This window comes from Streptomyces sp. NPDC024555, from assembly GCF_055559335.1.
In genome coordinates, this window is the sequence record NZ_JBVHKV010000013.1 from 25,087 (window position 1) to 38,935 (window position 13,849).

Annotated in this window: 11 protein-coding genes; 8 read left to right on the top strand and 3 right to left on the bottom strand. The window is 71.9% G+C overall.

Annotated features, from left to right (window positions below; all coding sequences use genetic code 11):
• Positions 1-41 precede the first annotated feature (41 nt).
• Positions 42-1,253 (bottom strand): low temperature requirement protein A, encoded by a 1,212-nt coding sequence (locus ACZ4FH_RS23015; RefSeq protein WP_467306997.1) that lies wholly within the window; start codon positions 1,251-1,253, stop codon positions 42-44.
• A gap of 410 nt (positions 1,254-1,663) precedes the next feature.
• On the opposite strand from ACZ4FH_RS23015, the gene ACZ4FH_RS23020 reads away from it, so the two are divergent.
• The 8 genes from ACZ4FH_RS23020 (at position 1,664) to ACZ4FH_RS23055 (ending at position 11,985) form a co-directional block, all read left to right on the top strand.
• Positions 1,664-3,394: a hypothetical protein gene (locus ACZ4FH_RS23020; RefSeq protein WP_467306999.1), complete on the top strand. Its 1,731-nt coding sequence runs from the start codon at positions 1,664-1,666 to the stop codon at positions 3,392-3,394.
• 166 nt (positions 3,395-3,560) lie between these two features.
• Positions 3,561-3,992, top strand: coding sequence for a hypothetical protein (locus ACZ4FH_RS23025; RefSeq protein ID WP_467307001.1), 432 nt, complete (start codon positions 3,561-3,563; stop codon positions 3,990-3,992).
• A gap of 49 nt (positions 3,993-4,041) precedes the next feature.
• Positions 4,042-5,841 carry an alpha/beta hydrolase gene (locus ACZ4FH_RS23030; protein ID WP_467307002.1) on the top strand — a complete coding sequence of 600 codons (1,800 nt, stop codon included), beginning with the start codon at positions 4,042-4,044 and terminating at the stop codon, positions 5,839-5,841.
• 95 nt (positions 5,842-5,936) lie between these two features.
• On the top strand, positions 5,937-6,413 hold the full coding sequence (locus ACZ4FH_RS23035; protein ID WP_467307004.1) for a hypothetical protein: 477 nt from the start codon (positions 5,937-5,939) through the stop codon (positions 6,411-6,413).
• 298 nt (positions 6,414-6,711) lie between these two features.
• The gene (locus ACZ4FH_RS23040) at positions 6,712-9,135 is read left to right on the top strand and encodes an alpha/beta hydrolase (protein WP_467307005.1); all 2,424 of its coding nucleotides are present in this window, start codon (positions 6,712-6,714) and stop codon (positions 9,133-9,135) included.
• Positions 9,132-9,755 (top strand): hypothetical protein, encoded by a 624-nt coding sequence (locus ACZ4FH_RS23045; RefSeq protein WP_467307006.1) that lies wholly within the window; start codon positions 9,132-9,134, stop codon positions 9,753-9,755. Before ACZ4FH_RS23040 ends, ACZ4FH_RS23045 begins: the two co-directional genes overlap by 4 nt.
• A 234-nt stretch (positions 9,756-9,989) precedes the next feature.
• A complete protein-coding gene (locus ACZ4FH_RS23050; RefSeq protein WP_467307007.1) occupies positions 9,990-10,982 on the top strand; it encodes a C40 family peptidase in 993 nt (330 codons plus the stop codon).
• 268 nt (positions 10,983-11,250) lie between these two features.
• A complete protein-coding gene (locus tag ACZ4FH_RS23055) occupies positions 11,251-11,985 on the top strand; it encodes a phosphatase PAP2 family protein (protein ID WP_467307009.1) in 735 nt (244 codons plus the stop codon).
• Between the two features lie 31 nt (positions 11,986-12,016).
• Here ACZ4FH_RS23055 and ACZ4FH_RS23060 read toward each other — a convergent pair whose 3' ends face one another.
• Positions 12,017-13,621, bottom strand: a complete 1,605-nt coding sequence (locus tag ACZ4FH_RS23060) for an FAD-binding oxidoreductase (protein WP_467307011.1) — start codon at positions 13,619-13,621, stop codon at positions 12,017-12,019.
• Between the two features lie 48 nt (positions 13,622-13,669).
• Positions 13,670-13,846 (bottom strand): hypothetical protein, encoded by a 177-nt coding sequence (locus tag ACZ4FH_RS23065; protein WP_383648074.1) that lies wholly within the window; start codon positions 13,844-13,846, stop codon positions 13,670-13,672.
• Positions 13,847-13,849 lie beyond the last annotated feature (3 nt).

The window sequence follows — 13,849 nt, forward strand, 5'->3', positions numbered from 1 at the left end:
AGCGGCGGGCCGTCCGTACCAGTGGGCCGCCCGCTCCGTGGCTAGTCGGCGGGGTGCGGTGCGGGCGATGCCCCGTCCCGTGCGGTCGCGCGGGACGCCGACACCAGTTTCGCCGCGATGAGCAGTGCCGTCACCAGGCCCGTCAGGAGGACCGGGGACGGTGCGAAGGTCATGGCCAGGACCGCGGCGGCGGCGAGCGGCTGGAACAGGGTGATCCCGGCCCACAGCTCGGGGCCGCGGTGGTGGAGCAGCCAGACGAGCGTGATGAAGACGGCCACCGGGACCGTGTAGACGGCCGCCGCCGCGTGTTCCGACAGATGCCCGTGGCCGCCCGTGTGCGCGACGTTCAGCGCGAGGCCCGCGCCGACGGCCGCCGCCGAGGCGAAGACGGCGTAGTGCCCGTACCCCCACATCAGCGCCGCGCGCAGCGAGTCCAGACGCACGGGGGTGCGCGGGGCGAAGTACAGCCACCACAGGGCGAAGACCGTGAGGATCCCGCCGACGACGAGCGGCGCCAGCTCGCCGATGCCCGCCTCGCCGTCGAGCGCGGCCCGTACCGCGCCGGTCGCCGCCGTGATGGACTCGCCGAGCACGATCAGGGTGAACAGCCCGTACCGCTCCACGATGTGGTGCGGGTGCCAGGTGGTGGCGATCCTGCGCTCGGCCCAGGCGGGGACGGCGAGTTCGGCCACGACCAGGATCGCGAACGTCACCCCGCCCACGCTCTCCGGCAGCGCGAGCCGCACCACCCACCCGATCTGCACCACGAAGATCCCGGCCGCGTACCGCAGACAGCAGCCCCGCCGCTCCCGATCGGCCCGCGCGGCCCGCAGCCACTGCGTGACCATCGCCAGTCGCATGATCACGTAACCCCAGGTGATGACCGTGAAGTCCTCGTGCCGCAGCGCCTCCGGCGCACCCGCCGCCAGGACCAGCGCGCCGGTGATCTGCACCAGCGTCAGCAGCCGGTACGGGACGTCGTCGGTGTCGTAGGCGGAGGCGAACCAGGTGAAGTTCATCCACGCCCACCAGATGGCGAAGAACACCATCGCGTAGCCGAGGACCCCGTGGCCGACGCGTCCCGCGGCCAGTTCCTCCTCGAACGCCGAGGCCGCCTGGGCCACGGCCGTGACGAAGCAGAGGTCGAAGAACAGTTCCAGCATGGTCGCCGTGCGGTGCTCCTCGTCGGCGAGGCGGGCGACCATGGGGCGGTGCCAGGCGTCGGCGCGGGGCGCGGGGGGTGAATGGCTCATGAGGAGGCATTCTTCCGGCTGTTCCGCCGGAGAGCGGGCGCGGCGTCGCCGCCTCGCGGGTGGGACCACCGTCCCGGGGAAGGGGCCGGCACGGCGGCGAGGGAAACGGGCGGCGGGGGAAACGGGTGGCGTGCGGGCCGGGGCGCTGCCACACTCTGCGGCATGACTCAGGGAATCGAGAACACCCCCGCCCGTTGAGCGCCCCGGACGAGCGCGGAGCGCTCACACCCCGGCCCTCGTTGTACGCCACGGCCCTCCGCGTCCGGCAAGCGGAACCGGAAGGGCCCTGGTCCGCGCGGTACGCCGCGCCTCCCGCCGCGCCCGATCAGGCAGCCGACCGCGGTCGCGGTCGTGGAAAGGCTCCCCGCCGCACGTGGGGGGAGACCCGCGAGCTGCTGACCGGACTGCTGGTGCCCCTCCTCACGGACCCGGACCCCGCCCGCGCCGCGCGCGAACTGCAGCGCGGACTGACGGCCCTCGACCCGCCGATACGGCCGCAGCGCCTTCCCCAGCTCCTCCGGCAGCTCCCGCCACCCGCCGGCGCTCAGGACACGGATCGCGTACGGGAGTTCGCGCGGCAGCTGGTCCGTACGGCGGAGCTGCCCGCGGCCGTCTGCGTGGGCGTCCTGCTCCTCGCCCGGTTCGGTACGGCACAGGACGTGCCGGTCCTCCGGACCCTCGGGTTCCTGCGCGACCTCGTCCCGCCCGTGGTGTCGGCCCTCGACGCCCTGGACCGCCGGACGGCCGCCGTCGTCCGGCTCGGGGACACGGACGGGGTGACCGGACTCCGCGCGCTGGCCGCGGTGGTGGAGAGCACGGGCAGCGGTTCCGGCGCGGAGGCGGACGCGGAAGCGGAAGCCGTACGGGAACGTCTGCTCGCCCTGCCGCGGATCGCGGCCCCGGAGACGGCCCGGAGGATCGCGGAGGCGGCGGGCCCGGCCGTGGGCTGGGACGAGAGCCCGGACCCGGACCGCGCGGGCTCGGCCGGCGAGGACGTCGGACCGCCGGTCCGTCGTCCCCCGTCCGGGGCCGGCCCGGAACTGACGGCGCTGCTCGGCGGGCTGCTGTTCCGTATGACGAGCCGGCGCGGTGACCAGGCGGAGATCCTGTCCTATCCGGGGGCCCCGTACGCGTACGAGGTGTTCGCCCGGGACGCCGGCCGGCTCCCGCCCACCCTGGACCACTACGCGCTGGTGCTCTCGGCGGCCGACGAACTGCGCAGCGGTTCCGGCCCCTTGTACCCGTGGCGGCCCGGCGGCCGGGAGGCGGTGCTCGCGGAACTGGAATCGATTCTGGACCGCGCTGCCTGGCAGGCGCTTCTCGACGACTCCGACCACCCGGGAGGGGGAGGCGCGGAGGAGGCCGACGGCATCGAGCGGCGGCGCAGGATCGAATGGGCGCGGCGGTCCCGGCTGTCCCGTCGGTCGCGGCAGGAGCGGGAGCAGGAGCAGGAGCCGGAGCAGGAGCAGAAGCACCGGTTGCGGATCGAGGTCGTCGAGCGCGATCCGGCCGATCCGGACGTCATCGAGGCTCGCGTCCTGGTCGACGGACGGCCGGTGGTGCCGGAGTACTTCGGCCGGGGCCCGGCCGACGCGCCCGAGTACCTGCTGGACCGGGGCCTGCTGCGGGCCACCGCCGAGCCGCGCGAGGTGCGGCTTGCGGAGGCGTACTGCAGCGAGGGCTGCTGCGGCGCCCTGTACGTCACGATCCGGCGGGACGGCGACCAGGTGCGCTGGTACGGGTGGCGGTGCCCGGCTCCGCCGCCGTCCCCGCTGCACACCCGCGAACGGCCCGAACTCCGCTTCGACGCCGCCGCGTACGACGCCGAGGTCGCCCGCGCGGAGCGTGACGACTCCTGGACCTGGCCCGCCCGGCGCACCGCCCGCCTGGTCGTCGCCGCCCTCCGCGACCGGCCGGAACCGCTGGAACGGTGGGGCGTGCGGCTGTCGTGGGCGGGCACCCGGTTCGGGACCCCGGAGGTGACCGCCTTCTCCCTCCTCTACGACCGGGGTGACGGCTACGACGGGCAGTACCTGTGGCTCGTCCCGGACGACGGGGCCCCGCCCGAGGACCGTGCGGCCGCCGTACTGGAACGCCTGGCGACGGAGGACCCGCGGACGTACGGCGCCGACGGGGGGTGACGGACCCGCCGGTCCACCGTTCGGGTGATCCCCGGAGTGGTGCGGCCGGACGCCGAGGCCCGGACGAGCGGGGGAATCCGCGCACGTCCGGGCCTTCGCGCGTCCGTGGCGCGGCGTGTCGGGGCCGCCGCGTTTGGGACAGTCCGCTCCACGATCAAGGAGCGGGGTGAGTGGTGTGACCGTGGTGGGGCAGCCCGTCGGGCGGCAGCGTCTGAGCGATCTGGCCGGCGGTACGGGGCCGGGGGCCGGCGGCGACGAACTGAGGCACAGCGACGGTCCGTGGCTCCGCGCCTCCGGCGGCGCCGAGGCGATGAATGCCCACCTCGGCCCCGTACGCACCGAACTGATTACCGCCCACGAGGGCCTCTCCACCGGCACCGCCGGCCTGAGCGCCCTCGCCGAACTCGGCGCCGTCCGTGAGTCCTGGCAACGCCGCTTCGCCGCCGCCCGCCACGAATGCGCCTCCCTCTCCGCCGCCCTCCGCACCGTCGCCCGCGCCCAGGGCGAGACCAACGAGTCCGTGAAGGCCTCCTTCGCCCCGGTGACGGGACGGGACCCGGGGCGCGGCACCGGCGGCTTCGAGGGTCTGACGCGGTGAGGGGCGGGGGCCGTGTGATCCGGGTGGGGCGTGTGGTCGGGGTGGGGCGATGACCGTCGTGGGGTCGGGGTTGACCTGGGCGCAGTTACGGGACCTGAAGTGCGACGAGCTGGAGGGCGCGGCCGACGGCTGGGGCCGGGCCAGCAACCGGGCCGACGCCGGCCGCGACCGCATCGAGCGGCAGCTGCTGAACGGTCTCCGCGAGACCCAGCACGGCGCGGCGGCGGAGGCGGCCGTACGGCGGATGCGGCAGCTGGGCCGGAACCTGAGCTACGTGTACACCGAGTGCGGCCTGGTCCGTACCGCCCTGAACAGCCTCGCCTTCGAGATGCGGGCCCAGCAGCGGGTGCTGCGGGACGCGTTGGACGAGGCCGCGGCGCTGAGGTTCACGGTGCACGCGGACGGTTCCGTCACGTATCCGGAGGCCGGGGAGGGCCTCATCGACGGCAAGCCCCTGCCCGGCGGCACGGTGTCGGCCGGGCCCGCGCCGGGGCTGCTCCCGCCGTCCGGACTCGTCGCGCCGAACCCCCACGCGGCCCGTGCGCGGGACATCGCGGACCGGGTGGCGGCGGCCGTGCGCACCGCCGGTGAGATCGACTGGCGGTTCGCCGGCATCCTCCGGAAGCTCCGCGCCGAGGAGGGGCTCAAGGTCCCCGACCGCACGTGGACCGACGCCGCGTCCGACGCCGCCTCCGTCCGCGCCGCCGCCCGCGGCTACCTCAAGTCCGCCATCCCCTACGACGCGCCCCCCGCCGCCCGCCGCGCCTGGTGGGCCCACCTCACCGACGAACAGCGCGAGGAGTACCTCGCCGTCTTCCCCGACCAGATCGGCAACCTCGACGGCATCCCCGCCCTCGTCCGCGACACCGCCAACCGCGACAACCTCCAACTCCTCATCGGGAAGCTGGAGGGCGAGAGCGGCGAGCGGGCGGAGACCCGGCTGGCAGGACTGCGGGAGATCGACCGGCAGTTGCGGGCGGGGGGCGAGCCGCCGATGTACCTGCTCGGTATCGGTGACGAGGGGAATGGGCGGGCGATTGTGTCGTACGGGAACCCGGATACGGCGCGGAATGTTTCGGCTTATGTTCCGGGGTTGAACACGTCGTTGGACGAGGACTTTGCGAAAAATGACCTTAAGCGGGCGCGGGACACGGCGAAAGGGGCAGCGAAATATGATCACTCGGTTGCGTCAATCGTGTGGCTCGGATATGACGCCCCGCAGTCCCCCGACGGTCTGGACAGTCTCGACGTGATGGGGGAGGAGAGGGCCCGCAAGGGTGGGGAATCGTTCTCGCGGTTCATGGATGGTGTTTCGGCTACGAATGAGAACAGTGATCCGCATGTGACGGCAATCGGTCATTCCTACGGTTCGCGGACTCTGGGTGCGGCAACACAGCGAGACGGTGGGATTCCTGGGGTCGATGACATCGTTTTGGTAGGAAGTCCCGGTGTTGGTGTGGATAGGGCAGAGGATCTTGGTGTGGGTAAGGAGCACGTGTTCGTCGGGGCAGCCGAGAACGATGTCGTGACCCATCTGCCTTCCAAGCGTCAGGGCGCTGCTGGAGCGGTGGGCTGGGCTGCTGCCGGGCCAGTGGGCGCCTACTTGGCGGGCAAGGCTGCTGATCAGGATGGCGATGATCTTTGGTTCGGCAAGGATCCCGCAAGTGAGTCCTTTGGGGCTAGGAGGTTCCCCGTGGACGATGGGCCACGCGTAGTCAGTGGGGACGGGGTCTCTATCGATGCACATTCTCAGTACTTCGATCCACAGCGAGATGCCATGTCAGCGGACAGTATCGCTTTGATTGCTGCCGGCAGGTCAGAAAAAGTCAAAATGGAGAGGTCTCGATGAGGCGTGGCTGCTCGCTGACAACAACTGCTCTTCTGGTGGGCCTTCTGCTCTCGGGGTGTACGGAGAAAACAGGCGCTTCTGATGGAGGTGGGCGCGTGAGTATGGACATACAGGGTGCGGCTGAACGTGCGGATGAGATCCTTGATGCCGTACTGGGCGAGGTCAGGCCCGGGGTGCAATGGGCTCACGGACCTACTACGAAAGGGAGTTGCGACGTTTCGCGTATGCGTGTCGTCATGACGATCGTGTCGGAGAGTAGGAGGGGGAGCTTTCTGGGGGTGGTTGATCGCTATTGGCGTAAGAGCGGATACAGGATCAAGGGGATCAACAGGGATGTAGATCTTCCCGCGATCTATGCTCAGACGAGTGACGGATTCGGCGTGACTTTGAGTATCGGCGGAGAGGGCCAAGCCTTCTTCGAAGTCGACAGCCCCTGCGTGAAGGAGTCCGCGGTGGCCGACTCGACAACGCCTCCCAACGGGCCCTCCTACGAAGGCATCTACCCGATCCCCCGCCCCAACGTCCACTCCGACTTCTGGTCCGCCAAGGACCCCGCCCCCCGCCCCCAATGACCGCATAAGCGCAGTCAAGGGCGATTAGGGGGCCCTCGCCGGCGGGATATTGAGTCTCGTATTGGGCCCTGGGGCCCATGCCGAAACCGGTGGTGCTGTGGTCGCATACGGATACCGGGGGGAACCGTCGCTGCGCCCGCTCACAAAGCTGGGGAGACTCTTCGTGTCTGGCATAGGAGAAGTAGCGTTACCCGATGGTGCTGCCCTAGGCACCCCCGAAGTACGGCCGGGCAGACAGGCGCTGGCGCGCCCGCTGCTCATCGCTCTGGTTCTTGTCCGTCTACTGTTCGTCGTCACGGTGATCGGCGCGTTGAACGCGCTGCTCGTGGCGGCTTCCGCCGACGCCGTCACGGGTCGGCTTCTCGGCATGGTGCTGTACGCCATGCTGCCCGGCATCGCCGGGTTCGTTCTGTCCCTACGCGTACGGACCGGTGGAGTCCGGATCTGGTACGGGCTGCTGGGCGTGCACGCCTGGCTGTTGCTGGGAGCGGTCGCCACGCTCGGGCAGCCGGACAGCGGGCGGGGCTTCACGCAGCTCGTGCTGCCCGTCGTCGTCCTCGTCCTGGTCACGCGCCCGCACGCGCGCGCGTGGTTCCGGCTGGCTCCCGAACACCGCATCCCGGCCCAGCCGTTCAATTTCCCGCGGATGATGCGCTGGCGCCTCGACACCGGGCAGTCCGCGCTGGAGTACGTGGGGCTGATCCTGATCGTCGCGGCCCTCATCGCCGGTCTCGTCACCACGGGGGTCGGCGGGCAGATGGCCGGACGGTTCCGTACCGCCGTCTGTGAGGTCACCGGCGGCGGCTGCTCGTCCTCGCCCACCGTCGTCGCCGACGGCAGCAAGGGCGGGAACAAGGGCGCCAACGGTGACATCACCGGCGAAGCCGGGGCCGGTGAAGGGTACGAAGGCGCGACCGTCACCGGTGGCTCGGACGGCGGAGGCTCCAACGGTGGAGGCTCCAACGGTGGGGGCTCCGACACCGGAGGTACCACCGGCGCCGCCGGTACCGAGGGCGCCAGTTCCCAGGGCATCGGATCCAAGAGTTCCGAGTCCGGTTCCGGCGCCACCGGCGCGGGCGAGAGCACTGGTGCCGCCGGATCCACCACCACCGGCGGCAGCACCGGAGCGACCTCGGGCACGGACACGTCCGGCACGACCTCTTCCGGAGCCGGAAGCACCGGAAGCGCCGGATCCTCCGGAGCCGGAAACACCTCCCCCGACAACAACGCCACCGCCGGTTCTTCTTCAGGAGTCGACGCGGGTAGACCGTCCACCACCGGCGCTTCCGCGCAGACCGCCTCCCGGTCCGGGGGGAACTTCCTCACCGGGCTCGTGGGGGACGACGGGCTGCTCGGGGACGTGACGGGGGCCGCCGACGCGATCGCGCACCCGGTGGACACCGCGCGGGACGTCGTCCAGCAGTACGCGCAGGTCGCGAAGAAGGGCGGCGACAAGTGGGGGCAGGGGCAGTACGTGGCCGCTGCCTGGGACGTGGCGAAGGGGCCCGGGGGGCTCGGCGGTGCGGTGGCCGGGCTTCCGGGGTCGGGGCCGCGGGTCGAGGCCGCGGTGCGGGACTCGGAGCGGCAGTACCTCAACGGGCGCATTCCGACGGGGGCCAGCGCCGCCGGGCGCAAGGCCTGGTGGAACGGGCTCTCGCAGCAGGAGCGTGACCGGTACCTGGAGCTGTCGCCGGACCGGATCGGCAATCTGGACGGCATCCCGGTGGCCGACCGGGACGCCGCCAACCGGCGCCAGCTGCCCGATCTGATCAGCAAACTGGAGGGGCAGAGCGACAAGCAGTCCAAGGAGAAGCTGGCCGGGCTCCGCGAGATCGACCGGCAGCTGAAGGAGGGCAGCCAGCCCCCGATGTACCTCATCGGCATCAGCGACGAGGGCAACGGGAGGGCCGTCGTCGCGTACGGGAACCCGGACACCTCGCAGAACGTGTCGGCGTACGTACCGGGGCTGAACACCTCGCTCGACGAGGAGTTCGCGAAGAACGACCTCAAGCGGGCCAGGGACACCGCGATCGGCGCCCAGGGCTACGACCCGTCCAGCGCCGCCATCGTCTGGCTCGGCTACGACGCCCCGCAGACCCCGGACGGGCTGAAGAGCCTGGCCGTCGCGGGCACCGCACGGGCCGAGAAGGGCGGTGCCGCGTACGACGACTTCATGGCGGGCATCGCGGCCACCAACCAGAACAAGGACCCGCACATCACGGCGATCGGGCACTCCTACGGGTCCCGTACCGTCGGCGCCGCCACCCAGCGGCTCGGCGGGATCCCGGGGGTCGACGACATCATCCTCGTCGGCAGTCCGGGCGTCGGGGTCGACCAGGCGGTCGATCTCGGGGTCGGGGCCTCGCACGTCTTCGTCGGCGCGGCCGAGAACGACCCGGTCACCAAGCTGCCGTCGAAGACCCAGGCGATCGTCGGCGCGATCGGGGGGATCCTCGGTGGTCCGGCCGGAGCGTATCTGGCCGGGGACCTGGCGGATCCCGGCGACGACGACCTCTGGTTCGGCAAGGACCCGGCGAGCAAGGCCTTCGGGGCGCGGCGCTTCCCCGTGGCTCCGGGGCAGCCGCTCATCAGCGGGAACGGGGTGAGCTTCGACGCCCACTCGAACTACTTCAACCCGGCCCGCGACGCCATGTCCGCCGACGCCATTGCTCTTATCGTGTCAGGACACGCCGACCGGCTGAAGATGGAGGAACAGCGATGAGCCGAAGGCTCCAGATCGTCGCGGTGGCTCTGCTCGCCGGCTTCTCGCTGTCCGCCTGCGGCAGCGAGAAGGCCCCGTCGGGCGCGGAGGCGGGGACCACCGTCTCGGACAGCCCCTCGGGCACCGGGAAGGACACGGAGAGAGGGGACAGGAAGACGTCCATGGACATGCAGGGGGCCGCCGAGCGGGCCGACGGCCTGCTCGACGCCGTCCTGGGGAAGATCGATCCGGAGGTGGAGTGGGCCCACGGGCCGACCACCAAGGGCAGCTGTGACGTCACCCGCAGACGGACCGTCATGACGATCGTCTCCGAGGGCCGCCGGCAGGACTTCCTCGACCAGATCGAGGGGATCTGGCGGACCGCCGGCTACCGCATCAAGGCGAAGAACACCGATCCCGTCTTCCCCGCGGTCTACGCCGTGACCAAGGACGGTTTCGGAATCAGCGTCAGCATCCGGGCCCGGGGCCAGGCCTTCTTCGAGGCGGACACCCCGTGCGTGAAGGAGTCCGCGGTCGCCGATTCCACGACACGGCCCAAGGGCAAGGACTACCGGGGGGTCTATCCGCTCCCCGCGCCCAACGTCCGCTCCACGCACTGGTCCGGGGGCGGTTCGTCGTAACGGCCGTCGCCGTACCGCCGGTGTGAGCGCCGCCCGTTCCCCCTTCGTACGCGGGGGAGCGGGCGGCGCGCGTGTGCGGGGGCGGCGCTGTCCCGCCGTGCCCGGCCGTGCCCGTCCGTGCCTCGTCGCGCCTCGCCGTGCACCCGCGTGCGCCGTGATGAGTCGTACACACCGTCGAAAGAGCTGATGAACCCGGCCCCGATGAGCGATGGTTGAGGGGTGCGGAAATACTGGATGGCTGGTGGGATCGGTGTCGGCGCCGCGCTGTGCTTCGTGGCGCTGCTCGTCGTCGGTACGTACTCCGCCGCCGCCGGGCTCGGAGGCGGCGGGAGCGGTGCGGTGGGGCTGGCCAAGGGGGCCGTGCCCGCCAAGTACCAGCCGCTGGTGCAGAAGTGGGGCAACCTCTGTCCCGCCATCAATCCGGCGCTCCTGGCCGCGCAGCTCTACCAGGAGAGCGGCTGGAACCCGCGCGCGCAGAGCCCGGCCGCCGCGCAGGGCATCGCGCAGTTCATCCCGGGCACCTGGGCCTCGCACGGGATCGACGGGGACAAGGACGGCGACCGCGACGTCTGGGACCCGGCCGACGCCATCCCGTCCGCCGCCTCGTACGACTGCGAACTCGCGGGATACGTGAAGAAGGTCCCCGGCGACGCGACGGACAACATGCTCGCCGCCTACAACGCCGGTGCCTACCGGGTCATCCGGGCCGGCGGCGTCCCCGCGATCGCGGAGACGCAGAACTACGTCAAGATCATCCGTACGCTGGAGAAGAGCTTCGCCCGGCCCGTCGGGCGGGTGCAGCCCTCGCAGCAGGCGGCCGGAGCCATCTACTTCGCGCAGAAGAAGCTCGGGACGAAGTATCTGTGGGGCGGCAACGGGACACCGGAGCAGGGCGGGCGGTTCGACTGCTCGGGGCTGACCCAGGCGGCGTACCGGACCGTGGGCATCGAGCTGCCCCGGGTGGCCAACGACCAGTACAACGCGGGACCGCACCCCTCGCGGGACGAACTGCTCCCCGGGGACCTGGTGTTCTTCTCCGACGACCTCGCCAACTCGCGCGCCATCCATCACGTCGGCCTGTACGTCGGGGGCGGATACATGATCAACGCCCCTTACACCGGTGCCGTCATCCGCTTCGACAAGATCGACACGCCCGATTACTTCGGTGCGACGAGGGTCACCAAGGACGGCGCGGCGGCGCTCCCGACCGCCCGTCCGGCGGCCTGACCCGCACGCGGCCATGGCCGGAACTCTCTGTGAACCCTGGGCCCTGAGCTGCGACGATGAGTCACTCTTCGATAACGTCATGGTGATCATTCGGTGGAGAGTGGAACGTACGCACGGGACCCGTCGTTCTCTGGGAGGACCGGGGCCACCGTCACTGACCGGGCGTCGCCCGCCACGTAATGAGTGATCGAACCGAACACGGGGGTTCGTCAACGCGGCACACAGGGCTGTGCGCCGCGGCAGCAGACAAGGCAAGGGGCCGCGGCAGATGGCTGGACTCGCACTGGATGGGTCGAACCCCGACGTCAGCCTGCTCTACGACATCAACGGGCTGGCCAAGTCCGCTCCCGCCTGGTTCGACCGGGTCATGGAGTTCGTCGGTGAGTACGGGATCATGCTCGGCATGGTCCTGGTGGCTCTGTGGTGCTGGTGGAGCATGCGCCGGCGCGGCACCCTGGAGGACTCGGTGAGCGGTGTCGCCGGGATCGTCTGGGCCCCGCTTGCCGCCGGGATCGCGCTCCTGATCAACATCCCGATCCGTGAGTTCGTCGAACGTCCCCGCCCCTTCAAGGACCACTCCGGGCTGGACGTCCTCGTCGACGGGAAGAACGACTTCTCCTTCGTGAGCGATCACGCCACGATGGCGATGGCCCTCGGCGTGGGCCTCTTCGTCGCCCACCGGAAGTTCGGCATCGCCGCCATCGCGCTCGCCCTTCTCGAGGGCTTCTGCCGGATCTACATGGGCGTGCACTACCCCACCGACGTCATCGGCGGCTTCGCGCTCGGTACGGCCGTCGCCCTGCTCCTCGCCCCCCTCGCCATGATGCTGCTGACGCCCCTGATGGGCGCCGTCGCCCGCTCCGGCCGGACCGGCGCCCTGGTGCGCTCGCGCCGGCCGCTGGCCGTCCCGGCCCCCGGCGGCCGGGGCGAGGCCATGGGCATCCCCGAGCCGCGCCCCGGTTCGGGCGGCGGTTCGGAGGGCGAGAAGGGGCTCGCCGCCTGAGGGACGGGGTCCGCTGCTCCGGCCGCCCGTCTCAGACCCCCTGCGGATAGCTGAAGAAGCCCTCCGGGTCGTACGTCTTCTTCACCCCGGCCAGCCGGTCCGCCGCCGCTCCGTAGTAGGCCGTACGCCAGTCGGTCAGCGTCGGGTCCGTGTAGTTCTGGTAGGCCGCCCCGGACGCGTACCGGCGCATCGCGGCATGGGTGTCTTTCAGCCACTTCCGCTGGGCGGTGCCCGCGGTGTCGTGGCGCCAGGCGCCGATGTACTGGGCGAGCATCCGGGACCGCCGGTGGACGAAGGCCGTGGCCTGCGGATCCACCCGGTTCACCGCCCCGCCCAGTGCGGTCAGCGCCACCGAGCCGCCGCCGCCCTCGTCGACGCTGAGCCGGCTGAAGGCCTCCGTCCGGTCGAGCAGCGCCCGGACGCCCGCCGGAGTCAGCGAGCGGTCGAAGAAGTCCGAGGCCGCGGCGTAGGTCTCGCGCTGGAGCGAACCCTGCGGATCGCGGCCCGGGGTGGTGCCCGGCAGATGGCACTGCGCGTCGGTGATGCCCGAGCAGCCCGCGTACACGAGCATCGCCTCCCGGTAGCCGCGGCGGCGCAGCGAGACCGAGGAGGCGGAGGCGCCGATGCGGTCGGCGAGGCGGTCCACCGCGTTCTGGAGGTCGCCGTAGGTGCCGAGGCTGAAGGCGGAGACCGACACCGTGGGGTTCCCGCCGCCCGGACCGGCCGCGACATGGGCGGCCGACCAGATCTCGTCCGGCTGGTCCGGGCCCCACTCCTGCCAGGCCGTCAGGACGGCGTGGGCGCGCGACCAGGGCCAGGACATGTACGCGGAGACGGTCTGCGGGGCGGGGTGGGTGCGGAAACGGAGTTCGGTGACCACGCCGAAGTTGCCGTTGCCCGCGCCGCGCAGCGCCCAGAACAGCTCGGGGTGGTGCGTGGCGTCGGCGGTGAGCGTCTTGCCGTCGGCGGTGACGAGGGTGGCGGCGGTGAGGCTGTCGCAGGTCAGGCCGTACGCCCGGGAGGCGACGCCGTGGCCCCCGCCGAGGGTCAGGCCGGATATGGCGACCGTGGGGCAGGAGCCGCCGGGGATCGTCACCCCGTGGGCGCCGAGGCCCTGGTAGACGTCGAGGAGCCGGGCGCCCGCGCCGATCGTGCCGTCGGGGGAGACCTTGGAGAGTGACGAGACGTCGACCACCAGCCGTCCGGTGCCGCTGGACCAGCCCGCGTAGGAGTGGCCGCCGCTGCGGATCGACACGGGTACGGCGGCGCGGCGGGCGAAGGCCAGGCACTCGCGGATGTCCGCCTCGTGCCGGACGTACGCGACGGCGGCCGGTTTCAGTCCGTCGAAGCGGGTGTTGTAGAGCAGCCGCGCCGTCGGATAGGCCGCGTCGTCCGGGCGGACGAGCGAACCGTCCAGGCTCCGGGACAGCGCGGACCAGTCGGCCGGGCGGGCGGACGGCGAGGAGGGGGCGGACGTCCGGGAGGGGGCCGGGACGCTCGCGGTCGCCGTCCCGCCCGGGGCGGAGCCGCCCGCCGGGGGTCCGGAGCCCGCGCCGTCGCACGCCGTGGCGGTGGCACCGGTGAGCACGGCCGCGGCGCCCGCGGTCAGGACGGTGCGCCGGTTGGGCAGGGGCATGGGACCTCCGGGGTGGGGGCGGGAGGAGCGGAGCGGGAGAGGGGGCCGTCAGGCCGTGGAGGTGCGGTGTTCCTCCGCGTCCGTACGGGCGCGGTCGCGGGAGCGGCGGGCCGGGCCCGCCCAGCCGCAGCTGCACCGGGCCGTGCAGAACGAGCCGCGTTCGACGGTGGTGGCTTCGTGGACGGGGCGGGCCGGCGGGACCTCTGCGGTGTGTTGGTCGTACACGCG